At 53.6% G+C, this 23,932-nt stretch carries 20 protein-coding genes and 1 tRNA gene; 12 read left to right on the top strand and 9 right to left on the bottom strand.

Annotation, left to right across the window (positions count from 1 at the left end; all coding sequences use genetic code 11):
- The 3 genes from DXB53_RS03175 to DXB53_RS03165 all read left to right on the top strand — a co-directional run.
- The coding region (locus DXB53_RS03175; RefSeq protein WP_233503788.1) for a glucosaminidase domain-containing protein at positions 1 to 572 on the top strand (572 nt) is incomplete at its 5' end.
- A 31-nt stretch (positions 573 to 603) separates the two neighbouring features.
- On the top strand, positions 604 to 3,006 hold the full coding sequence (locus tag DXB53_RS03170) for a YfhO family protein (protein WP_117583272.1): 2,403 nt from the start codon (positions 604 to 606) through the stop codon (positions 3,004 to 3,006).
- A 16-nt stretch (positions 3,007 to 3,022) separates the two neighbouring features.
- Positions 3,023 to 5,374 carry a glycosyltransferase family 2 protein gene (locus DXB53_RS03165; RefSeq protein WP_117583271.1) on the top strand — a complete coding sequence of 784 codons (2,352 nt, stop codon included), beginning with the start codon at positions 3,023 to 3,025 and terminating at the stop codon, positions 5,372 to 5,374.
- A gap of 904 nt (positions 5,375 to 6,278) precedes the next feature.
- On the opposite strand, the gene DXB53_RS09870 is transcribed toward DXB53_RS03165, so the two are convergent.
- On the bottom strand, positions 6,279 to 6,848 hold the full coding sequence (locus DXB53_RS09870; protein WP_147330893.1) for a glycosyltransferase: 570 nt from the start codon (positions 6,846 to 6,848) through the stop codon (positions 6,279 to 6,281).
- Positions 6,849 to 6,947: 99 nt separating this feature from the next.
- Here DXB53_RS09870 and rfbA point away from each other — a divergent pair, with 99 nt between their 5' ends.
- The 5 genes from rfbA (at position 6,948) to DXB53_RS03135 (ending at position 12,025) form a co-directional block, all read left to right on the top strand.
- The gene (gene rfbA / locus DXB53_RS03155; protein ID WP_117583269.1) at positions 6,948 to 7,847 is read left to right on the top strand and encodes a glucose-1-phosphate thymidylyltransferase RfbA; all 900 of its coding nucleotides are present in this window, start codon (positions 6,948 to 6,950) and stop codon (positions 7,845 to 7,847) included.
- 94 nt (positions 7,848 to 7,941) lie between these two features.
- Positions 7,942 to 8,379, top strand: a complete 438-nt coding sequence (locus DXB53_RS03150) for a DUF4869 domain-containing protein (protein WP_117583286.1) — start codon at positions 7,942 to 7,944, stop codon at positions 8,377 to 8,379.
- Between the two features lie 9 nt (positions 8,380 to 8,388).
- Entirely contained in the window at positions 8,389 to 9,363 is a 975-nt protein-coding gene (locus DXB53_RS03145) for a hypothetical protein (RefSeq protein WP_117583268.1), read from the top strand.
- Between the two features lie 75 nt (positions 9,364 to 9,438).
- Positions 9,439 to 10,458: a dTDP-glucose 4,6-dehydratase gene (gene rfbB, locus DXB53_RS03140; protein ID WP_117583267.1), complete on the top strand. Its 1,020-nt coding sequence runs from the start codon at positions 9,439 to 9,441 to the stop codon at positions 10,456 to 10,458.
- A 112-nt stretch (positions 10,459 to 10,570) separates the two neighbouring features.
- On the top strand, positions 10,571 to 12,025 hold the full coding sequence (locus DXB53_RS03135; protein ID WP_117583266.1) for a sugar nucleotide-binding protein: 1,455 nt from the start codon (positions 10,571 to 10,573) through the stop codon (positions 12,023 to 12,025).
- Between the two features lie 37 nt (positions 12,026 to 12,062).
- Here the strand turns inward: DXB53_RS03135 and DXB53_RS03130 are convergent, their stop codons facing one another.
- From DXB53_RS03130 to DXB53_RS03120, 3 genes are read right to left on the bottom strand one after another with little or no spacing between them, the layout of a single operon-like run.
- Entirely contained in the window at positions 12,063 to 14,471 is a 2,409-nt protein-coding gene (locus tag DXB53_RS03130) for a YfhO family protein (RefSeq protein WP_117583265.1), read from the bottom strand.
- The gene (locus tag DXB53_RS03125) at positions 14,455 to 15,423 is read right to left on the bottom strand and encodes a glycosyltransferase family 2 protein (RefSeq protein WP_117583264.1); all 969 of its coding nucleotides are present in this window, start codon (positions 15,421 to 15,423) and stop codon (positions 14,455 to 14,457) included. Before DXB53_RS03125 ends, DXB53_RS03130 begins: the two co-directional genes overlap by 17 nt.
- A gap of 6 nt (positions 15,424 to 15,429) precedes the next feature.
- Positions 15,430 to 16,401, bottom strand: coding sequence for a glycosyltransferase family 2 protein (locus tag DXB53_RS03120; RefSeq protein ID WP_117583263.1), 972 nt, complete (start codon positions 16,399 to 16,401; stop codon positions 15,430 to 15,432).
- A 160-nt stretch (positions 16,402 to 16,561) separates the two neighbouring features.
- Between DXB53_RS03120 and DXB53_RS03115 the strand changes: the two genes are divergently transcribed.
- The 4 genes from DXB53_RS03115 (at position 16,562) to DXB53_RS03100 (ending at position 19,379) form a co-directional block, all read left to right on the top strand.
- Positions 16,562 to 17,407: an ABC transporter permease gene (locus tag DXB53_RS03115; protein ID WP_233503787.1), complete on the top strand. Its 846-nt coding sequence runs from the start codon at positions 16,562 to 16,564 to the stop codon at positions 17,405 to 17,407.
- 11 nt (positions 17,408 to 17,418) lie between these two features.
- Positions 17,419 to 18,186, top strand: coding sequence for an ABC transporter ATP-binding protein (locus tag DXB53_RS03110; protein ID WP_006236046.1), 768 nt, complete (start codon positions 17,419 to 17,421; stop codon positions 18,184 to 18,186).
- Positions 18,187 to 18,240: 54 nt separating this feature from the next.
- A tRNA-Arg gene (locus DXB53_RS03105) sits at positions 18,241 to 18,317 on the top strand.
- Between the two features lie 75 nt (positions 18,318 to 18,392).
- Positions 18,393 to 19,379, top strand: a complete 987-nt coding sequence (locus DXB53_RS03100) for an acyltransferase family protein (protein WP_117583262.1) — start codon at positions 18,393 to 18,395, stop codon at positions 19,377 to 19,379.
- A gap of 41 nt (positions 19,380 to 19,420) precedes the next feature.
- Here the strand turns inward: DXB53_RS03100 and DXB53_RS03095 are convergent, their stop codons facing one another.
- The 5 genes from DXB53_RS03095 to pheA form a co-directional block, all read right to left on the bottom strand.
- The gene (locus DXB53_RS03095; protein WP_117583261.1) at positions 19,421 to 20,419 is read right to left on the bottom strand and encodes a hypothetical protein; all 999 of its coding nucleotides are present in this window, start codon (positions 20,417 to 20,419) and stop codon (positions 19,421 to 19,423) included.
- Complete coding sequence (locus DXB53_RS03090; protein WP_117583260.1) at positions 20,419 to 20,868, bottom strand: DUF4869 domain-containing protein; 450 nt, start codon at positions 20,866 to 20,868, stop codon at positions 20,419 to 20,421. The genes DXB53_RS03095 and DXB53_RS03090 overlap by 1 nt, the downstream gene beginning before the upstream one ends.
- Positions 20,869 to 20,998: 130 nt before the next feature.
- Entirely contained in the window at positions 20,999 to 21,436 is a 438-nt protein-coding gene (aroQ, locus tag DXB53_RS03085) for a type II 3-dehydroquinate dehydratase (RefSeq protein ID WP_117583259.1), read from the bottom strand.
- A 64-nt stretch (positions 21,437 to 21,500) separates the two neighbouring features.
- Positions 21,501 to 22,751: a shikimate kinase gene (locus tag DXB53_RS03080; RefSeq protein WP_117583258.1), complete on the bottom strand. Its 1,251-nt coding sequence runs from the start codon at positions 22,749 to 22,751 to the stop codon at positions 21,501 to 21,503.
- Positions 22,752 to 23,897, bottom strand: coding sequence for a prephenate dehydratase (gene pheA / locus DXB53_RS03075; protein WP_117583257.1), 1,146 nt, complete (start codon positions 23,895 to 23,897; stop codon positions 22,752 to 22,754).
- Between the last annotated feature and the right edge of the window lie 35 nt (positions 23,898 to 23,932).

The following is a 23,932-nucleotide window of genomic DNA, read 5'->3' as shown; positions in this document are numbered from 1 at the left end:
TCCAGGCGTGGAACGGATCGTCCTGGTCGCCCTTCTCCGACGCCGACCTGGTGCCGTGCACAACTTTGGGCACGCCGATTATGGGTAAGTCTGCAGCTTCGGTTTCGAGCATGGTTTCTTTGTACAACTCTACTGGACATACTTATCCGACTATTTATGCCTCGAAGGGTGCAGCAACTATTAATGACTTTTGCCAGATAGTATTAGAGGAAGCGAATGCTGAAGGTGTTAAGGCGGAAATCCTGTTTGCCCAAGCAATGCACGAAACTGGCTGGCTTCAGTTTGGTGGTAGCGTAAAAGCGGAACAATGCAACTTCGGTGGAATCGGCGCCGTGAATGCCACCGCGGGTGGTGCGTCATTTGGGGATGTGCGATCTGGTCTCCGCGCACAGGTTCAACATTTAAAGGCTTACGCTTCGAAAGAGCCATTAAATAATCTTTGCATCGACCCCCGTTTTGAAAAAGTAGAGCGCGGCGTTGCGCCATGCGTCGAGGATTTAAATGGTCGCTGGGCAGTACCCGGCGAAGGGTATGGGCAGCGTATCGCCCATATCGCAACGCAGAGTATTTAATCAGATTGCTAACGTTGTTGAGGTCTAGTATATGAAGCTGCTGCTCCTATTTTTAATGATGTTTGCCGGGTTATGGTTCTTCGCAGAGCTTGTGATGAAAATGGGGCTTATCTCCAAGTGTAGGGATAAAACCAATCGGTTTTATTGGGCATTGCTATTCCTATGCACAACGCTTGTTGTGCTGTTTGTTTACCGCAAGTTCATTTTTGGCGATATCGTCTATGCATTCAACGACATTGGGAGCGATACCACCCAGCAGTACATCCCGTTGTATCTAGATTTGATTCATGATTTTCAAAGAGGGAACGTATCTGTATGGAACCAGAATTACGGACTTGGATGCAGTAGACTTGTTTACCAGTCTCTATACTTCGACCCTTTTAATTTGATACTAATTCCATCGTGTGTATATTTGGGCGATTGGTTTTTACCATATGCGCTGATTTCTATCCAGATTGCTAAGGTTTATATTGCCTCGATAGGTTTCTATATCTTCCTTAGTTTTTATGGCTTTAAGGAGCCAGCTAAAATTGTATCGTCTCTTGTGTATTCGATTAATGGATACCTAGTTCTTTGGGGAAATCACTATTTTCTTGGTAATGCATGCCTCTTTGTTCTTTTAATTCTGGTTGGCATCGAACTGTATTTCGATAATCGATCTCGTCTTGGACGATTGCTTCTTTCGGCTGGCGTGGCGCTCGTCACCCTTCTCAGTGTATATATTTCGTTTATGACATTGGTGCCCTGTGCAATTTATGCATTATTGCGAGGGGTCTATCTGAATGAAAGCTGGTCAAAGGGCTTCAAATCGTTTTCCGATTTTATATTGCCAGTTGTAGGGGGATTGCTCGTTTCAGCAGTCGTTTCAGTTCCCGTCGCATATTTGTTGCTGTTCGATTCCAGCCGAATATCTGGCGGACCGTCTCTTCAGTCAAAGGTGCTGACCGCACTCTCTTCCAATGTTGGATTGGGAGACTTGCGTTTATTTTTACTTCGAGTAATGGGTAATAATTATGCTGGAACCTGGTCTTCAGACTTTGGTTCTTCGAATTACTATGAGCTTCCTCAGATTGGATGCTCTGGCGTTATTTATTCATTTATATTTCTATATCTCGTTTGGCTGCTCTCTTCCAAAAGATCTAGAACGCGCAACATCGTTCTCGGCATTGCCCTTGTGTTGCCCTGCCTATATCTGATTAATACTTTTTTCCCTGCATTTTTAAATGTATTTTCTGAGGTCAAGTATCGGTCATCCTTTTTCATTCCGGTTTGCTGCTGCTTGGTGATAGCAGTTGTGTTTGATCAGCTCCAGAGTGCTCACTTTTATTCAAAACCGAGTATTCTCGTTGCTTTTTTAATTAGCTTGGTAATTAGCGTTCTATGTTGTATTGGCAACGAGGGCGACGCAAAGGCGCTTTCGTTATTTTTGATGCTTGTCTGTATTGCGCTTATTGCATGTTTGTTGCTATCGGTAAAGTCCCTTGTTCGATTTGTCTTCATCTTGTCAATATCTGCCGTCTCGCTTTCTATGGCTGATGCTTATGTTTCCGTCACTTGTCGCACGCACTTGAAAAAGGACTCATTTCCTACTTATCAACTCGTCGAGTCTGGAATCTCGGCAAATGCTCTTAATTACGTTATGGATAATGATTCAAGTGTTTACAGGATGGACAAGACATTTTCTGAATGGTCAGTCTTTCAAGATGGCTTAATCCAAAATTATGATGGAGTTACTTCCTATAATTCCACCCGGCCAAAAGAGGAGATTTCTCTACTGGATGCTTTTTGGCAGGGCAATACTGATGGGACCCCTTCACATGTTTATTCCGCATTCTTTTTTGATCAAAACGAAGGGGATGCAGCTGGTTTATTTGGAGTCAAGTACGTTTTATCTGGTGATGAATTAAGCTATGACTGGCTTGATTTGGTTGAAGTAATTGATCATATATACATTTACAAAAATCGTCATTACTCGTTTGGAACGTTTTATTCTAATGTGAGAAAGGAAAATGACTGCATCAATGAAAATCATAATTCCTTATGGGATTGTCTGAATAGCGGCGAGGCCATAGTTGATGACGATAGCTATGCCAAGCTCGACCGAACCTTAAACAACGATCATGATTCCAAGGTGTCGTCAGTCAATGTCACTGAGGTTGATGAAGGACGTTACGATGTATCCGTTTCTTCAGACAACGATGGGCTCGTGATGGTGCCGGTGCTCTCCAGCCCTGGTTGGCGTGCATTTGTTGACGGTTCAGAGGCGGAGTGTATAACAGTAAATTACGGGTTTATTTCTACCGCTGTCTCCAAGGGCGAGCATCACGTTGAATTTGTATACATACCGTATGGTTTAATGTTAGGTATCTTCTTAAGTCTCTTAGGTCTGTTTATTGTTTGTGTGGTTGTCGCTACGCCTTTTCGGCGTGGCTAATGTGTAGGTGATTGTAATGAAGCTAGTGGCTGCTGTCCGCGGCTGCGGAACTGTATATTTCGCTCTTGATGGTGAACTTCCTGCCTCTTATGCTGTCGATGTGGTTTCTAAGTCTGGTAATTTGATCCCGTATTCAAGTCACTTAATTGACTCATTGCTTGTAATCGCAATTCCTTTGCTTGAGGGTGAAGATTTCAATCTATCTGTGTTTTCTAGTAATCAAAAATTGAATCGGTTATTTAGTAAGAACTTCGGATGGGATGAAATTAAGTGGATTTCACGATTCAATTATCGATTTAAGTCATCGTTGTCTTATTTAATTCGCGACTCAGATCGTCAGGTATATTCAAATCAAATTCATGTGAGACCCACTATTCTCTTGAAATCAGCAGATGGCTCTGAGTTAATATGCAAAGGAGTTATTTGTTATCCCCATAGTGAGATTTTAGCTCGACTCGACGTTATTGATTCAGATGGCAGGGCGTTAGCGTATAAACCGGATTTTGGAAGAACCAATACCATTGATATGGGTGGGCTTAAGAGGAAAGAGACCTCTTTTAGCCTTCGTTTGTCGGTCGGTCCGAAGAGCTATTGCCTAGTCGCTAATGTTGAATCAAAGTCCGTCCAGACCGGTTTTCTGTGCTTTGATCCTGCATCTGTTGAGTTTTATTCAGATGTCTGTTCTCCACACTTTTATAAGGCGTCTTCGCCGGGTTTGTATTCTGAATTTTGTGCAAAGCGGCATGACTATTTGGCAATGCTTGATTCGTGTGACTTTGATACGAGTTGTTCGCTGAAATTCAGTATCGTTGTGCCACTGTATAAGACCCCTCTTAAGTTTCTTCATGAGATGATTGATTCCGTTCTCAATCAGATTTATCTAAATTGGGAGCTTATTTTGATTAACTCAACACCTGATTGTGTTGAGCTGTGTTCAGCTTTGGATCAATTGAAAGATGAGCGCATTAAGGTCGTTACTCTAGATTCGAATAAGGGTATTTCGGGGAACACTAACTTTGGCATTGCTGAAGCAAAGGGCGATTATGTCGTGTTTTTCGATCACGACGATACACTCGATCCATTTGCTCTTTATAGATACGCAGAGCGAATTCAGGACTGTCCTGATACTGATGCACTGTATTGCGATGAGGACTTCTTAAATGAGGACGGTGAGTATGTGGCCCCTCATTTCAAGTCTGATTTCAATCTGGATTTGCTTCGCGTTCATAACTACATAACTCATCTGCTTTGCGTTCGTGCTTCGTTCGCTAAAGAACTCATGCTACGGAAAAAGTTCGATGGAGCTCAAGACTATGATTTTCTGTTGCGTTTAGTAGAGAGAACTCAGAATATCTATCATGTCCCCGAGGTTCTCTATCATTGGAGAATTAGCGATACGTCAACTGCGAAGAGCGCGGGAAATAAGAACTATGCCGACGATGCTGGCAGAAGGGCACTGCAAGAGCATTTGGATCGTTGCGGTCTGAACGGTACTGCGGAGTTAACTGATTCTGCCTGTTTCTATCACATTGCCTACGCTCTTAATGAAGAACCCTTGGTCAGTATCGTTATCCCCAATAAAGATAGCGTTGAGGTCTTACGCCGCTGCATTGACTCTATTGAGGAAAAAACTGATTACCGCAACTTCGAGATTCTGGTTGTTGAGAATAACAGTACGGAGGACGCGACATTTGAGTATTACCGCACCGTTCCCGAGCAATATGAGAACGTTCGCATTGCAACATGGGATGGTCCGTTTAATTACTCCGCTATCAATAATTATGGCGTTGGACTGACATCCGGCAAATACCTGCTGTTCTTGAATAATGACACTGAGGTTATTGAGGGCTGCTGGCTTTCTTCAATGCTGTCTTTCTGTCAGCGTGAGGACGTTGGGGCCGTCGGTGCAAAATTGCTATATCCGGATGATACGGTACAACATGCGGGCGTAATGATGATTTGCTGTAAAAATGAAGGTGAAATGGGTGGGCCCGTTCACGTATTCAACAACCTTGACCGGGATGATCCAGGTTACATGCGCCGCGCTGTTATTTCACAAGACTTAAGCGCCGTTACTGCTGCCTGCATGATGACAAAGCGCTCTGTATTTGAAGAGCTTAATGGGTTTAATGAAGACTTCGAAGTCGCGTTTAATGACGTTGATTTCTGCCTGAGGGTACGTTCACTCGATAAGTTAGTTGTTTTCGATGCAGATGCGCTTCTGTATCATTATGAATCCTTTAGTCGCGGCTATGAGACCGGTGAGAAGAAAATTCGATTTATGCGCGAGCAGGGTAAATTGCGCACTGCTTGGGCGGAGTACTATGTCAATGGTGACCCGTACCACGGTCCGATGAGCACTATGTAGATTGAAGTAAAGCTCTGGCGACACAATAAGTCGCCAGAGCTTTACTTATGAAATAGTTTTCCGAATATACTGGTCTGCCTTTTATTGATTTGATTGCAGATGCTTATAACATCCAAAAGGTCCAGTTTATTTGCTATGAAGTGGATACTTTTTGCCCCTGATAAGTGATACTGCGGATCGAATGTCAAAAACGTCTCTTGCGCTGTATTTGAGGAAAAACAGTTATTCGAAATGGGCTTGCAATTGCTAATAGTGCACTTGCACGGCTTATTATCGGGATCGAATCTAATGATAATAAGCCCGCTTCTCATTTGCTCTGGGAGGTCTATTTCGACTTCAGTTGAGTACCTATATTTAAACCGATAGCTATTGCACTGCTGGGCTTGTGGGTTGGATTCAGATTCTTTGTCATAAAAGAGCTCGCCTTGGCCAATGCAAGCGTTTTCGTAGCTTGTTGAATAATTCATCGCCTTAAGCCTGTAGAGTTCTTTTGCTTCATCAGAAATTTCATTCTGCACGTGTGGCTTTTTGTCTTTATTAACATTTATAAAGCTCATGACTTGTTCGAATAGATTTTCTAGTTGGAATCTGTTTATGCATAAATCCTTTATCTGGCTTTGCATCCTTTGGGCTTCTGCATAGCTATTGACTAAATCATTTTAGAGTTGTTGCGCTGAGCTCTTTCGTTTCTCTGGTCGTCCAGAAAAATTGAAAAGGGCATTATGTTCGATGTTATTAGGAGTGATATAGCCAGGTCCCCCGAAGTGGTCATAGCAATAGAAGGGTATTCCCATGGGCATACATTCCTGTGCGGTTCTTCCGATGGAAGCTACAGCATCATATTGAGAAAGTAATTCCGGCGTCACTTTGATACTTTGAGATTGATAGCCAAAGACATCGGCCCTTATTCGTCTTTTTTTAATAAATCAAATGCTTCGAGGCATTCTGGAGCGGGATGATTAGATATGCAGCAGATGCTTTTCAGTTCATTATTTCCCTGGTAGTTATAATCGTAAAAAGATTTCGTGCAGTAGTTTGGAAAGACGTGAACGGGGGGCTGAATATTATGCGCCTGAGCACTGTTTTCTATATGACCTTTAACTTCATGGCTGACGGCGATGATTCCGTCTGACAGATTTGTGAAAAAGGGCAAGCCTTCATGTTCATCTGAGAGCCCGAGTACTGAAAAAATGGATGAGAACGTAATTCTTTGAAGTGAATATATGTATTCACTTACTACTCGGTGTTGTGCAATAAATAAATCATACTGATTCTCGAGTTTGGTCTCGTCTCCTAGGGTCAATACTTCGATGCCTTCTTTTTCAAATTCTTTAAGTAAAGGGTAAGCGGCGCATAAGCAAAAGCAGGTGACAACGTAGCCTCTATTTTGCAGTTGTTTGGCGAACTCAAGAGTGTGAAGCTCTGAGCCAGTACGGGAGTTGATGTTCAGGTTGGTAAGCAGAGCCGTTGGCATGTGTTGATCCTCTTCCGAAAGGATTAATGGCAGTCAAATTAATATAGAATTACTTTAGCCTTCTCCACTTTTGTTTTTTCCTTAGAAGGAGTTTTTGATATGAAAGGCATCATCCTCGCCGGCGGGTCCGGCACGCGCCTGTACCCGCTCACGCTCGTGACCTCCAAGCAGCTGCTGCCGGTCTACGACAAGCCCATGATCTACTACCCGCTCAGCACCCTCATGCTGGCGGGCATCCGGGACATCCTGGTCATCTCCACGCCGACGGACCTCCCCAACTTCGAGCGCCTGCTCGGGGACGGCTCTCGCTACGGCGTGAACCTCTCCTACGCCGAGCAGCCGAGCCCCGACGGCCTGGCGCAGGCCTTCACCATCGGCGAGGACTTCATCGCCGGCGAGCCGTGCGCGCTGGTGCTCGGCGACAACATCTTCTACGGCAACGGCCTGTCGCGCCACCTGACGCGCGCCGTGCAGAACGCCGAGTCGGGCCGCGCCACGGTCTTCGGCTACCACGTGGACGACCCCGAGCGCTTCGGCGTCGTCGAGTTCGACCGCGAGGGCAGGGCCGTCTCCATCGAGGAGAAGCCCGCCGAGCCCAAGAGCTCCTACGCCGTCACCGGCCTGTACTTCTACCCGGGCGACGTCGCCGCCAAGGCGCACAGGGTGGAGCCGTCCGCGCGCGGCGAGCTGGAGATCACCACGCTCAACCAGATGTACCTGGAGGAGGGGACGCTGTCCGTGGTGACCCTCGGACGCGGCTACGCGTGGCTGGACACCGGCACCATGGAGAGCCTGCACGAGGCCGCGGAGTTCGTCCGCGCCGTGGAGCACTCGCAGGACCTGCCCGTGTCCGTCCCCGAGGAGATCGCCTGGGAGAACGGCTGGATCACGACCGCCGAGCTGGAGGAGGCCGCGAAGGCCTACGGCAAGTCGGTCTACGGTCAGCACTTGAAGAAGGTCGCCGCCGGCGAGATCGTCAACAGCCCGCGCGAGTATTAGCGCCTTCTTGCTTTCTTTTAGGGGCCACCGTTATTTGGTGGCCCCTTTCGTTATGATTACGGTGACCATATAGCCAAAATGATTGGGGGTGGATGTGTTAAGCGTCTACTTTGGCGATATGCCAGAAGCGATTTACAACACAGCGACATATTTCAAAAACTCTTACCGGTCTTCTTGGATTACGGATCCCTATGCAGTTTCGATAATTAAAGATGTCGATCGATCGGATGTTGTCTCCGAAAACGTCATCGAAAGCCCTGTGCTTGGATCCATCTCCCCACTCCAGCTTTCTGGTGGCGTGAAAACGCTGCTGCTTATGAGATTTGATCGTAAGCATATTTTTAACGCCTCTACCTGTGGTGACAACTGTGTCAAGTGGATTCTTGACATGGCGAAAGACCGCAAGCTCGTTGTGAATCTCTATCATGTGATGGACTTTGGTCGCGAGGATTTTAAAATTAAAGTCGTGAATAGCGGCCGAATCGTTCACAACATGGCCGAATTGATTCACGAGTCAATTCCGTATCTGTAGGTGCTGCTTATGAACGGTTCGCATCTTGTTAAGATTTCCCGCCGCAGGGGAACCAAGTACACATTTACCATCAAGCGAAACATCACTATTGTGCGTGGCGATAGCGGCACGGGCAAGACGACACTGTTTGATATGGTCGCAGACTACATGCGAACGGGTGAGCAGTCGGGTGTTTCCTTGCAATGCGATTGTCCCTGTGTCGCCCTGACCGATTATGATTGGCGAAACCAGCTTTCGTCCGTTCATGACTCGATTGTATTTGTCGATGAGGGCTTAAAAGAGATTCATTCTGATGAGTTTGCCCATCATGTGCTGTATTCCTCGAATTATTTCGTGCTGATCTCAAGGGCTGATTTCCCTAATCTTCCGTATAGCGTGGATGAGATTTACAAGATTAAGACGAGCGGAAAATACCATTCTTTCGTCCCTGTTTATCAAGATCGTGGGAATCATCGTTATGCTATTTCCCGGTCGGCGCCAAAACAGGACTTTTCTATCCTTCTATGCGAGGACAGTAAGTCTGGTTTCCAGTTCTTTGAACGGCATTTCGCTGACAGTGAGCTTTCCTGTGCTTCTGCCATGACGAACAGCGCGATTTTGGGCTGGTTGGATCAGCATCTCGACGATCGCGTGTTTGTTGTTGCGGACGGAGCGGCATTTGGGTGCTATGCGGACCGTGTCCTTAAGCTGCAAGACATTCACCGCGATGCTGTTACGGTTTGTCTTCCCGAGTCGTTTGAGTGGCTTCTGCTGAGCTCCGGCGTAATTTCAGGGTTAGATGCCAAAGCGGTTTTGCAAGAGCCGGAAGCGTTTGCAGACAGTGAGAAGTTTAAAAGCTGGGAGGACTTCTTCTATAAGTACTTACGCGATAAAACTGGGAATTCGGTCTTCCGGTATGACAAAGACAGCATTCCGGAAGCTTTTTGTGGGGGAAGTAATTCTGCGAAGGTTATGGCTCTTATCGCATGCCGAAATGTCCGATAGTTTTGTTGAATAGTGTCGCGGCGTCACTTCCTGCGGCATACTAAAGAAGCTGTACTTGCTTCAGATTGGATTTTCATGTCTGAGATTTTTGAACCTAAGAACATCATCGTCACGGGCGGCTGCGGCTTCATCGGCAGCAACTTCGTGCACTACGTGGTGAAGAACCACCCCGAGGTACACGTCACCGTCCTGGACAAGCTGACCTACGCCGGCAACCCCGAGAACATCGCCGGGCTGCCCGCGGACCGCGTGGAGCTCGTCGTGGGCGACATCTGCGACGCCGAGCTTTTGGACCGCATCGTCCCAGGCCACGACGCCATCGTGCACTACGCCGCGGAGTCCCACAACGACAACTCCATCGCCGACCCCGAGCCGTTCCTGCGCACCAACGTGGAGGGCACCTTCCGCCTGCTGGAGGCCGTGAGGAAGTACGGCATCCGCTACCACCACGTCTCCACCGACGAGGTCTACGGCGACCTCGCGCTCGACGACCCGGCGAAGTTCACCGAGGAGACGCCGTACCACCCGTCCTCGCCGTACTCGAGCACCAAGGCTTCCTCCGACATGCTCGTGCGCGCCTGGGCCCGCACCTACGGGCTTCGCACCACGATCTCCAACTGCTCCAACAACTACGGCCCCTACCAGCACGTGGAGAAGTTCATCCCGCGTCAGATCACCAACATAATCGACGGCGTGCGCCCCAAGCTCTACGGGAAGGGCGAGAACGTCCGCGACTGGATCCACACGGAGGACCACTCCAGCGCCGTCTGGGACATCCTCACGAAGGGCGAGATGGGGGAGACCTACCTCATCGGCGCCGACGGCGAGAAGAACAACATCACGGTCCTGCGCATGATCCTGGAGGCGATGGGACGCGACCCCGAGGACTTCGACTGGGTCGCCGACCGCCCCGGCCACGACCGCCGCTACGCCATCGACTCCACCAAGCTCCAGCGCGAGCTCGGCTGGAGGCCGGCGCACACCGACTTCGCCGAGGGCCTCAAGCAGACCATCGACTGGTACGTGGAGAACGAGTCCTGGTGGCGCCCGGCCAAGGAGGCCACCGAGGCCCGCTACAGGGCGCAGGGGCAGTAGGCCCGGATTCCCGGACGTTTACCTTTTCGAGCGCCCCTCGCGGTGCCGCAGGGCATGGGGATGATCCTGCGGCACCGCGAGGGGCGCCCGCAACACGATTGGAATTAACCACATGGCTGACATCTCATTCGAGAAGGAACTTGCCGTCGCCGAGACCGGCATAGAGGGCCTCAAGGTCGTCGACCTCGCCGTCCACGGCGACTCGCGCGGCTGGTTCAAGGAGAACTGGCAGCGCGCCAAGATGACCGAACTCGGCATCCCGGACCTCCGCGTCGTCCAGAACAACGTCTCCTACAACGACAGCCGCGGCGTCACCCGCGGCATCCACGCGGAGCCCTGGGACAAGTTCATCTCGGTCGCCCGCGGCTCGGTCTTCGGCGCCTGGGTCGACCTGCGCGAGGGCAGCGCCACCTACGGCAAGGTGTTCACCTGCACCCTGGACCCGAGCAAGGCCATCTACGTCCCGCGCGGCGTGGGCAACTCCTTCCAGGCGCTCGAGGACGGCACCGCCTACACCTACCTGGTGGATGCCCATTGGTCCCTTGAATTGAAGAAGACCTACACCTTCGTGAACCTCGCCGACCCGGAACTCGCCATCGAGTGGCCGATCCCGCTGGACCAGGCCACCGTCTCCGAGGCCGACCTCAACCACCCGTACCTCAGGGACGTCGTCCCCATGGCGCCGAAGCGCACCCTCGTAACCGGCTGCGACGGCCAGCTGGGCCATGCGGTGCGCGCGCTCGCCGAGGAGCGCGGCGTGGCGAAGGACTTCGACTTCTGCGACATCGACACCTTCGACATGTCCGACCCGGAGGCCTATTCGCAGTACGACTGGTCGCTCTACGGCACTGTGATCAACTGCGGCGCATACACGGCTGTCGATAAGGCCGAGACCCCCGAGGGCCGCGCCATAGCCTGGAAGGCCAACGCGACGGGGCCGGCGCTGCTCGCCCGCACCTGCGCCGAGCACGGGATAACCCTGGTCCACGTGTCCTCCGACTACGTCTTCGACGGCGCCGCGGAGGTCCACACCGAGGACGAGCCGTTCTCCCCGCTGTCTGTCTACGGCCAGACCAAGGCCGCCGGCGACATCGCCGTGGCCGGGTGCCCGCGCCACTACATCATGCGCTCCAGCTGGGTCATCGGCGAGGGGCACAACTTCGTCAAGACCATGAAGGGCCTCTCCGACCGCGTCGCCGACCCCGAGGACAAGCTGGACAAGGTCACCGTCGTGGACGACCAGCTGGGACGCCTGACCTTCACGCGCGACATGGCCGAGGCGATCTTCCACGTGCTGGACGCGAAGGCCCCCTACGGCACCTACGACTGCACCGGCTCCGGCACCGTGAAGAGCTGGGCCGATATCGCCCGCGCCGTCTTCGAGGCCGCCAACGGCAACGGGGAGAAGGTCGTGCCGGTATCGACCGCCGACTACTACGCGAGCGCCGAAGGCCCCGTCGCCCCGCGTCCGGTCCACTCCGCGCTCGACCTGTCCAAGCTCGAGTCGGTCGGGTTCCACATGCCCGACTGGGAGGAAGAGCTGGGGGAGTACATCAAGACGCTCTAGCCGCTATTAACTTTTCGAGAGTAAAAGCCGCCGCTTGTTAACGGCGGCTTTTCTTATGCCTGGTGAATAGCCCCGCTGCAACAAGGGCGGAGGTCGCCAGACTCACTGCAAGCCCCGCAAGGGCGCCCGGAGTCTTGTAGGTCATCACGATTCTATTCGCGCCTTTCTGCATGTTCAGGGATGACAAGCCCTTATCGGCGGCGGGCGTTAGTTCTGCGGCGGTTCCGTTTACCGTTACGTTCCAGCCCTCATCGTACGGAACGCTCAGCAGCAGGTTGCCGTCGTCCTTGGCGGTATACTCGCCTTCGATTCTTCCGTCCTCAAAAACCGTCGGAATAAACTCGCTCGTCTTAAGCTCGCTAATAATCTGCTCGAAAACGTCCAGATTGAGGGCGTAAAAGACCGGCTCATTGTCTTGGGGCATGTCTGTATAGCCCTCTGCGACTCCGATTGACACCGTATGCTGGCTCGGGGCGTCCGATGCATCCGCAATCTGGCGGATATTATTGTCGAATCTCCAGGCCTCGTTTGTGATCGTTCGCTGGTCGATGGTAAGGGTGACTGGCCAATAACTGCCGGCGGTCGCATCTTTGTTAATGTAGAGGTATCCGATGGAGCTTGCCGGTACAGTAACGCTCCATTGCTTTATGCTATCGCTATTCTCAGTGCTCGTGGCCTCGATCTTGGTATAGAGATTGACCTCGCGGCCTAGGATTTTGCTGTAGAGTTCGTTTTGCTTTTCGAAGGGGTTCTCGCTCTTCAGCGTGCTGTTTTGGATATCGCTTGAGGCTGCGACGCCAATGCTGAGCGCATAGGGGTTCTCGTACACTGCGCTTGTGGAGTCGGCCTGATTCATCTTGGCTAAAACGTATCCCGCAGGCGCGTTCTCGGGAATGGCATACTTGACTCCCAGTAGGGCATCGACGGCGAGAATGGGTTCGGCATAACGGGTCGAGAATTCGCCGACGCTGCTGTATCCAAGGGAGTTGAGCAGTGCGATGGCCTGCGGGTTGTTGGCAGACGAATACGAAGACAACTGGTTGTACCCAAGCGACAGGCCTTCGTTGAGGGAGGCGCTGTCGACGCGTGCGGTCGTGCGGTCAATGCGATAGAACGACGCCGAAGTCTGGTCTTGAATGGCCGTGATCGTGTCGGTTGCGGTGGCGACATAGGTGCTGTTGGCTTCTTCGGAATAGCCTACGTACAGCTGATTCCAAATGACATGGGCGTTGGCAAACAACTCAATGGCGGTTAGTGCCAGGAGTGGCAAGATGACGGCGGGGCGATAGGCTTGGCGCAATTTAGGTTGATCCTTGAGGATCTGCAGGGTATAGCCCGCAGCCCACAGCGCAAAGAAGCTCAGCAAAAAAGCCGTGCGCGAGTAGAAGCCGTTGGGAACGCGCATGCCGCACCAGATGTACTCGAGCGGGCTCAAAACGGAGCTTGCAACCAGGATTATCGTGACGACGAGTGTTGCGATGCGCGTCTTGATTGAAACCGTGCGGTTAACCAGCAGGCTCACCGCAAGCAGCATCATGATGATGCCGCAATAGAACTGCGGTGTGCTTTCGTTGCTTACCCACATGCAGGGAAGAAAGCCCCTGATGACCGACTTGAGGCTGGTTTTAAGTAGGGGGCCGAGTGCTAGAACGGGACCGCCCTTGGACATGGCAAGGATGGTCGGCAAAAAGGTCCAGGCGGACAGAAGCAGTCCAAGCGCGATGGCCCCGGCGAATCGCAGGGCCCGATCGAGCATGAGCTTCCAGCTAAATCCTTTTTCTGCAACATAATCGACAAATTCGATCAATACGAAGATGCAGAGGAACAGGATGCTGATGTAGGCCGTATACCAGCAGAACATGACATTGAGCGCGGTTGCGATGACGAGGCGGATCATGCGCCGCTTGCGGATGAGCTCGTGGCATCCGTAGGCGCAGATGGGCAGCAGGATGAGGCAATCGATCCAGAGAGGGTTGCGCAGGTTGCTGATGGTCCAGCTGCAAAACGTGAACGAGAGGGAAAGCAGGAATGCGGCGGGCTTGGACAGGTCAAAGCGCTTTTGCACATACCAAGCGCTGCTGATGTGGATGCAGCCCAGTTTGAGCGCGGTTATGGCAAATATGAAGAGCGTCAGCTTGTCTGCGGGAAACAGCGCGCAGAGCAGGTTGAAGGGGCTGGCGAGGTAGTAGCTATAGAGCCCCCATGTGTTCATGCCGAGTCCTTGCGAGAAGGAATAGCGAAGGTTTGCCTCTCCTAAAAGGACGCGGCGAAACCACGCGAAGAAGTCGATGTATTGGTATTTGAGATCGTTGGTGAGAAACGAGTTGTCGCCAAAGGGGTAGACATGCCCTGCCGCTGCAAGTGCGACAAAGAGTGCGACGGAAAACGTGAAGCAGGCGGCGTAGAACGCCACATTCTTGAGCGTGCTGTTATTGGGCCGTGTCATCAGATTCCTCGTTGGACTCTCGGATGATATAGATGGGGCGGCGCTTGGCCTCCAAGTAGGCTTTTGCCAGGTACTCGCCAATGATTCCCAGGCACAGGAGCTGCATGCCGCCAAACAGCGTTATGAGGCAGGCGAGCGACGGCCATCCGCCGACGGGGTCGCCCCAAACAAGCGTCTTTACTAGGATGACGACGAATCCCAGAATAGCGATGAGGCAGAAGACGATACCCGTGAGGGCAGCGAGGGAGAGCGGCGCCGTGGAAAACGCGACGATGCCGTCGATGGAATAGAGGAGCAGCGACCAAAAGTTCCATTTGGTCTCGCCGGCCACGCGGTTGACGTTTACGTAGGGGAGCCATTTGGTCTTGAAGCCGACCCAGCCGTAAATGCCCTTGGAGAATCGGTTGTATTCGCCCATGGAGATGATGGCGTTGACCATAGGTCGCTTCATAAGCCTAAAATCGCGTGCTCCGTCAACGATGTCGGCCTTGGAAATGCGGTTGATGATCTTGTAGAACATACGGGCACAGAACGACCTGATGGGAGGCTCGCCTTTGCGGGTGGTCCTGCGTGTGGCGACGTTGTCGTAGTCTTCGGTTTGCAGAATCTCGTACATTTGCGGCAAGAGCGAGGGCGGGTCCTGCATGTCAGCGTCCATGGTGGCAACATAGTCGCCCTTTGCGTGCTGGAGTCCGGCGAGTAGTGCCGCCTCCTTGCCAAAGTTGCGCGAGAAAGAGTGCCAGCGGATGGCGTATGGGTGCGCCGCCTCGGCCTCCGCCTTCATGACAGTGAGCGTTTTGTCCGCCGAGCCATCGTCGATGAGGACGGCTTCAAAGGAGATGCCGGGGTTTTGCTGGGTCATGATGCGAACGACGCCATCGAGCTCTTTGAGAAAGATTGGAAGTGATTCCTGCTCGTTGTAGCACGGCACGACGATGGAGATGAGCGGCATGGTGGTTTACCTCTCGCTTGGCTTGGAAGTAGGGTGGCAGGGCTGGTCGTCGTAGGCGTACTTGCTGTACACGTTGACCTCCCACTGCTTTTTTTCGACCTTTGCCACGGAATCCAGGATGAATCCGGTCGCAAGGCTCAGACCGCACAGGAACATAAACGACGCGGCGAGTATGGCGGTGGGGAAGCGCGGGACCAGACCGGTCTGGAAATACTCGACAACGATGGGCATGCCCAGGGCAAGGCCGATTACCGCAAACAGAAGCGCGACGAGGCTGAAGAACTTCAGCGGGCGGTAGTCCTTGAACAGCGTGCCGATCATCGCGACGACTTTAATGCCGTCGCTCACGGTATTGAGCTTGGACTCGGAGCCTTCCGGACGGTCGCGGTACTCGATGGGCACATCTTTGATGCGCCAACGGTGGTCGACGGCGTGGATCGAGAGCTCGGTTTCGATTTGGAAGCCCTCGGAAAGCACAGGGAAGGTTTTAACGAACGGGCGGCTCATGGCGCGGTAGCCGGTCATGACGTCATCGAAGCTGTAACCATAGATCCACTTGATCATGGCGCGGACCAGATTGTTGCCAAAGCCGTGGAATGCGCGCTTGTTCTCCTCGGCGTAGGTGCCGTTGGAAAGGCGGTCGCCTACGGTCATATCGGCCGTGCCGTTAAGGATGGGCTCGCAGAGGGCTTTGGCCGCCTCGGCGGGGTAGGTGTCGTCTCCGTCGACCATCAGGTAGCAATCGGCGTCGATGTCGCGAAACATCTGGCGGCACACGTTGCCCTTTCCCTGACGGGGTTCAAAGCGGACCGTGGCGCCGTGCTCGGTGGCGATGCGTGAGGTATCGTCCGACGAGTTGTTGTCATAGACATAGACCGTCGCTTGCGGAAGCTCGCGGTGAAAGTCGTCGATGACCTTACCAATCGTGAGCGCTTCGTTGTAGCAAGGGATGATGACGGCGATGGATTTAGAATTCACTCAATGCTCCTTATACAATCAATCCTTGAAAGTATAGCCGTTTGGGCTTGTCATCCTAAGATGTGGGTTAGTTCTCCAGTTTTGTTGCGCGAATCGTTTGCATGGCCGTCGGGTCTATACTGTTCGTTTGTCAACGATTACGAGTAAAGGAGTTGCATCCGTGTCGGATCAGACAAAGCAACAAGAAGCTCGCAGTCTGCCTGCGACGTTTGCTAAGAACGAATTTGAGAAGGACGCGTTTATCCTTCGTCAGCTGGTTACCAAGGATTTTAAGATCAAGTATCGTCGTAGCGTTCTGGGCGTCGCATGGTCGGTGCTCAACCCGCTTCTGATGATGATCGTCATGGCCATCGTGTTCTCGACGATTTTTGCCCAGGGCCGCAATGGCTCGATTACGCCCGAGATGTACCCGCTGTACTTGATCGTGGGTAACGTTACCTTTGCCGTCATGTCCGAGTCTACGAACCAGGCCCTGACGTCGATCGTGGGTGCTGCCCCGCTGCTCAAGAAGGTTAAGGTGCACCGTTGGGTCTTCCCAGTACAGAAGGTGCTCTTCTCGCTGGTTAACTTTGCCTTCTCGCTGGTCGCCGTTGCCATCGTCATGCTGTGGTTCCATGTTATGCCTTCTTGGCACCTGATTCTGCTGCCGGTCTGCCTGCTGCTGCTTATGTGCTTCTGCATGGGCTTGGGCATGATGCTCTCGGCCCTCACGGTCTTTTTCCGCGACGTTATGCATCTGTGGAGTGTTGTCATCACGGCTTGGACCTATATCACGCCTATTTTCTGGACGACCGACTTTGTTGCTCAGATGCCGCATATCGTTCGGATCTTGGTGTATGCGAACCCCATGTACAACTACCTGCAGTTTATGCGTGATATCTTCCTGTTCCAGACTACGCCCTCGCTTTTGACGTTTGGTATGTGCGTCGCTTGGGCGGTCCTTGCGCTTGTTATTGGCTACACCGTGTTCCATAAGTCCGAGCGCAAGTTCATCCTCTACATCTAAGGAGTGCTGTGATGACTGAATCTGTTGTTGATTACAGCGAGCAGCCTCTGGCTGTCGAGGTCGACGACGTCACCATGATCTTTAACATGGCGTCCGAGTCGCTGACCAACCTCAAGGAGTACTTCATCAAGCTTGCCAAGCACGAGCTGTTCTTTGAGGAGTTTAGGGCGCTTAAGCACATCTCGTTCGATATTCATCGTGGCGAGGTCGTGGGTCTGGTCGGCACCAATGGCTCCGGCAAGTCTACGATGCTCAAGATTATCGCTGGCGTGCTTGAGCCTAGCGAGGGCAGTGTTAAGGTGCACGGTAACATCGCGCCGCTGATTGAGCTTGGTGCCGGCTTTGACCCCGAGCTGACTGCCCGCGAGAACATCTATCTGAACGGTGCCCTGCTCGGCTATACCAAGGAGTTCATCGACGCCAACTTTGACGGCATTATCGAGTTCGCTGAGCTGCAGAACTTTGTCGATATGCCGCTTAAGAACTTCTCCTCGGGCATGGTGGCGCGTATCGCCTTTGCAATCGCGACGATTACCGAGCCCGATATTCTAATCGTTGACGAGACGCTGTCCGTCGGTGATGTGTTCTTCCAGCAGAAGTGCGAGGCCCGCATCCAGCACTTTATCCAGAGCGGTGACGTGACGGTTCTGTTCGTTTCGCACTCTATGGAGCAGGTTGAGCGCATCTGCCAGCGTGCCGTTTGGATTGAGAAGGGTGACCTTCGCATGGACGGTCCGGTCGATGAGGTCTGCAAGGCGTACCGCGAGCAGTTCAACTAGGTTATAATTACTTGCGCCTGACAGGCTTGTGCTTGTTTGGGCGTGCGGTTATTTGCTCCATTAGCTCAGTTGGATAGAGCAGGGGACTTCTAATCCCAAGGTCGACGGTTCGAATCCGCCATGGAGCACCATCGTTTATTAAGCCCGGACCGCTAGGTGGTCTGGGCTTTTTTCATCTTGTGTGCTGCGGTTTTGAAGGGTTCGCAATGGGAAGCAAAAGGCTCGACTGGATTGATATTGCAAAGGGGATCGCAATTATTCTGGTCATTGTGGGGCACACCGTTCCAAATCCCTCTCCCTTGCGACACGCGATCTTCTCGTTTCACATGCCGTTGTTCTTTATTCTTGCCGGGTATACGTTTAGGCCGAAGCCGTGGCGTGAGCTGCTGAGTGGTTCGGTGTCACGCCTGCTGGTGCCGTATGTGGTTCTTGCACTGGCGTGGCAGGTGCCGACGTTCTTGATGAGCGGTGTTCCTTTGACGAACGGTACGCTGGTTGCGGGGTTTAAGATGCTTGTGTTTGCTTCGGGCGTTGATGTCCCTGGGCTTGGTGTCGCTGCCGTTGGCATGGCATGGTTTTTGGCGGCGCTGTTTACGTCGCGCCTGCTGTTTAATGCGCTTGTGCGGCTGTTTGATCGCGGCGGGATTGGGGTTGTTTGGCAGGGCGTTGTCTGTGCCTCGATTGCCTTTTGCGGTTTGAGCGTGTCTCGCTATTTTGGTGCTTACCTGCCGCTCGATTTGGATTTGAGCTGCTATATCGTCTTGCTGATGTGGATTGGTTATATGGCGCGCCAAAGGGGGCTGGAGCCGAGCGTGAGCAAGCCTCTGCTGTTTATTGGAGCCGGTGTTGCTTGGCTCGTCCTTGCCGCGCTGAGTGGGCTTGAGCTTTCGAGCCGCCGCGTGGATGGATTTGTTGTTGCGACGGTTGCTGCTGTTGCGGGTAGCTACTGCGTCTGTTGGGTTTCGATGGCGTTGGAGAAGTTGAAAGACGTGCCGGTTTTGGGGTCCTTTGAGCGAGGACTCGTGTTTTGCGGACAAGCCAGTCTGGCAATCTTTGCAATCCACGCGGTCGATTGGTTTATCCCTTGGCAGACGATGCCTCTACTTATGACGCTGCCAACATCGTGGCTCTTTGCATCAATCGTACGTTGCGCCTGCGATATCGGCCTGGCATACGTGATCAGGAAGGCGTAATTAAAAGTGGGGAGGACCAAGTTGGTCCTCCCCACTTTTAATTACGCCTTCAGACACTCGGGCAAGACGCTTGCAACTGCATCCATCGCCTGCGGCTTTAGGTACTGCTCGTTGAGCCGTGCCTTTCTGTAGACGTAGCGAGTGTCTGCCGAGTACTTGATCAATACGTCGGTGAAGAACCGCTCCCAGCTCAGGTAGTCGCGGCTTTCGATATAGCTTGAGGGATCCTCGAGGATTTTTAAGATATCGTTACTGGGAATGAGGCCAGATTGCAGGAGTGTCCACTCGAATGATTCGGGGAGGAACAAGCGTACGTTCTTGTAAACGCGCTGTCCGAGCACTTTTTCGATGTAGGGACCAAACGCTGCGCCGTCTCCTATGGCAAGAACGTTTTGCTCGGGGCATTCGTGAATCGTACGTTTTAGATTCGCAACGCCGGTGGCCGTATAGCAGGGGATTCCGAGCCGTTTGCAAAGAGCGTTGTAAAACTGATAACCAGACTTGCTGTCCTCCACAACCACGGCATCGGGTATTTCGAATCCAACATTTAGGTCCTGATATAGCATGCTTGCCGTGTGGCTGTATATCGGTTTTGTTACCGAGTAGAAGCGTTTATCGCTCTTTCGGCCATTGATTGTTTTACTCGTGGTGTTTACCAGCTTTAGGATTTCGTTGACACTGTAGGGGAGTTCGCTGGCGTCTCGACGAGATATCAGGACAAAATAGTTGGATGAGCCGTTTACGGCTTTGGCGAAGTCCTTTGAGTAGATAAACTCGTTGCCCTCATCTAGAAAGACGATTGAATCTTCGATGATCGACAGCTCGCGCTCCCAGCGTCTGCCGGAAAGCGTTTCGCAAGGCACGTCGGAGCTAAGTGCAACGCCGCTTTCCGGTCCTCGGTCGTTGTAGTCGCGAATCATCGAGATGAGCGTCGTTTTGCCCGTGCCGCTGTTGCCACGGATGAAGGAAATATTGCGTTTAAAGGTGAGCGTGTATTTGACTTTTGCGCGCTCCACGACAACAGTGTGTGTTCCCTTCATTACTCATCAACATCCAAAAAGTCATTCGTGGCGCCGACAAACTCCTGCATGTTTCTAACGATGCGGCCATCGTTATTAATGCGAATCTCAAAATGCTTCCAGGGGAATTTCATGATGTGGTAAAGGGTTACCAGCACATCCTGTTCTTTGCCAATTTTGAGCAGCCAGCGGGCGCAGTTATCTCCGCAAGTGGATGCATTGAACACCATGTTTGGGAGATTGCGCACCAGAAGTAGCGTTTTAACGCCGCCGGAAAGCTCGAGGGGCGTAATCGAACCGAGCTGTTTGCTGATGATGTTGTGGGGGCCGATGAGCTCTGAACCGTCAACGCCTTTAATCATCTGCGCTGCCATAGGGTCCTCGAACCAGGAATCCAGGTATGAGTTCCTAAAATAGGTTTCGGTATCGTAGATGGAACGGGGGTAATCTCCCAGATGGATGCTTAACATGAGCGTCTCCAGACGTTTTGTGACTGCAACGATTATATGCCAGTAATAAAGTGCCGCCAGTAGTGAGGTTGCTGCTGGCGGCACTGGCATTATTGGCGTGCGAATCGCGTTGATGGATTTGCTCGCGAGGCTACTTTTCGAGACGCTCTTTCAGCAGCTCTAACGCGTGAGCGTAGCCTTGGAGGCCTTCGCCGGTGATGGTGGCGAAGCAGGCCAGGCGGGCGTAGCTCACCTGACGGAAGTCCTCGCGGGTCTCGACGGCGCTGATGTGGACCTCGACGGCAGGGATGGCGACGGCCTTGAGGGCGTCGAGGATCGCGACGCTCGTGTGCGTGTATGCCGCCGGGTTGATGACGATGCCGTCGACCTTCCCGTAAGCCTCCTGAATCTTGTCGACGATGCTGCCCTCGTGGTTGGACTGGAAGACCTCGACCTCGTCGAAGCCCTGTGCGGCGCCCGCTTCCTGGCAGATCTGCACTAAACGGTCGTAGTTGTCGCTGCCATAGATGCCCGGCTCGCGAATGCCGAGCATGTTGAGGTTGGGGCCGTTGATGACGAGTGCTTTCATGGTTGCTTCCTTTGCGATTGGAAAACCACCACAAAGTTGCCTGTCCCCTTTGTGGTGGTTTTGATTAGAGAGCGGGTGGGAGGGTGTCGAGGAGGGTTTGGGCGGTGTTGGCGGCGCAGTCGCGCGAGTCGATGATGTAGTCGGCCCAGGCGCGGTAGCGCGGCATGCGCTGCTCGGCCAGCTTGTCGATACCATCGCGGGCGGTGATGGGGCGTCCCTTGTGGGCGAGTTCGTCGAGCTTGCGGTTGAGCATCACGATCTGGCTGTTCTGGTGCAGTAGCGGGTAGTTCTCGTCGCGCGTGACCACGCCGCCGCCCGTGGAAAGCACCAGGCCGCTGCACTTGGAGATGCCGGCCAGCACCGCCGTCTCCTGCTCGCGGAAGGCCGCCTCGCCGCTCTCGACGATAAAGTCGGCGCAGGGCCTGCCCAGGCGCTCCTCGAGGGCGCGGTCCAGGTCGATGTGCTCTCGCCCCGTGAGCAGGGCAATCTGCTCGCCCACACGGGTCTTGCCCGAGCCCGGCATGCCTATCAGCGCGATGTTCTGCTCGCGGCGTGACAGGCGCTCCGTTACGTCCAGAATGCGCTCGCGCGGAGTGACCTGGCCGGTGTAGCGCTCAACGGCTTGCGCCGCCTGGGCCACGAGCATGAGCAGACCGCCGATGTAGGGGATGCCGCGGCGCTCGGCCTCGAGCATGAGTCCCGTGCGAGCGGGGTTGTAGACAATGTCGATGACGCCCTCGAGCGCATCGAGCCCCTCGAGCGTACAAGGCGCGTCGGGGCAATGGGGGAACATGCCGGCGGGCGTGCAGTTGACGAGCAGGGCGGCATCGGACTGCTGCGCGATGTTGTCGTAGTTGACTTCGCTCGTACGGCCGACCGGCACGACGATGGCGCCCAGGTCGCCGAGCACCATGCTGGCAGTGGTGCCGGCGCCACCGGTGGCACCGAGCACGAGGGCCTTCTTGCCGGCAACCTGGGCGCCCAGCTCTTCAACCAAGCACTGGAAACCGAAGTAGTCGGTGTTGTCGCCGCGCAGGCGGCCGTCGGGCAGGCGCGTGATGGTGTTGACGTTTCCCATGCGCTCGGCGAGTGGGCTCAGCTCGTCCAGGTAGTCCATGACGGCGCGCTTGTAGGGGATGGTCACGTTGGTGCCCTCCCATTCGTCGCCTGTCATAAAGGCCTCAAGATCCTCGGGCTCGCGCTCAAATCGTACGTACTCGAGCCCCGCGAGCTCCTTGTAGATGGTCGGGGTGTAGCTGTGGCCCAGCACGCGGCCCAGCACGCCGTAGGGGCGGGTTGCGGCGGTATCGGTCATCTAGAGCACCTCCGTGTAGCTGCCAAAGTAGGTGAAGCTCTCGCACACGTCATCGATGGAGTCGAGCAAGTCGTCGAGGGCCTTGCTACCAAAGGGGCAGTCCAGGTCAAAGTAGAACATAAACTCAAAGTCATGCCCGGGGATGGGACGGCTCTCGAGCTTGATGAGGTTGATATTGAGCGCGTAGAAACGCTCGAGTACGCGATAGAGCGCGCCCGGCTCGTTGGCCGTGGTAATCATAAGCGAGGTGCGGTTGGCACCGGGGTAGACGCGTGGCTCGCGGCTGATGACGACAAAGCGCGTGTAGTTGTTGTCCGAGTCCTGGATGTTGGGCTCCAGCACCTCCAGACCGTAGAGTGCGGCGCAGCTGCGCGATGCGATGGCGGCAACATCGGTGCGCTCGGAGCTGGCGACCATCTCGGCCGACATGGCGGTGTTGGGGTACTTGGTGGCGTGCAGGCCGTGCGCCTCGATAAAGCTAGCGCACTGCGCGATGGCCTGACCGTGGCTGTAGACCTCGCGTATGCCCGCGAGCTTGGTGCCGGGCTTGACGAGCAAGTTGTGGTCGATCTTGAGGCGCAGCGAGCGCACGATGTGGAAGTCGAACTGGGCGAGCAGGTCGTAGACGGCGTTGACTGAGCCGGCGGTGGAGTTCTCGATGGGCAGCACGCCAAACTCGCAGAAGCCGTCGCGCACGGCGCGCATAACGCCCTCGAAGGTCTCGAAAAACGCGATGTCGGGCACGTCGAAGAGTTTGCACGCGGCGATTTGACTGTAAGCGCCCTCAACACCCTGGCAGGCGACGGTGGCCGTTTGAGGGAAGGGCGTGTCGGAGGCTGCAGCCGTGGCATGGGCCTTTTGCGACACCGTGATGCCCTTGAGCTCGTTGATGTAGCGCTGCTGCTCGGCCTTGCTCATGCTCATGAGGAGACGGAACAGGGTGATGGTCTGCGCCTCGTAGCGCTCGGGGGCGCGGCTGGCGAGGTTGTTGAGCTTGGAGCGCTCACGGGCGGGGTCGAAGACGGCCTTGTCCATCTCGATTTTTGACTTGGCGACCTCGGTGGCAATGTCCATGCGCTCGACAAAGCTGTTGAGGAGCGTGGTGTCGATGCCATCGATGGCCTGGCGGATGTCAGCAAGGTCCATGGAGACCCCTTTCACGTGTCGGGGGATGTTGAGGG

Origin of the sequence: Collinsella sp. OM04-5 (genome assembly GCF_003439125.1) — a bacterium.
Taxonomy (GTDB): Bacteria; Actinomycetota; Coriobacteriia; order Coriobacteriales; family Coriobacteriaceae; genus Collinsella.
The sequence above is the reverse complement of the archived record's forward strand: the minus strand, read 5'-3'. Positions and strand labels throughout refer to the sequence as shown.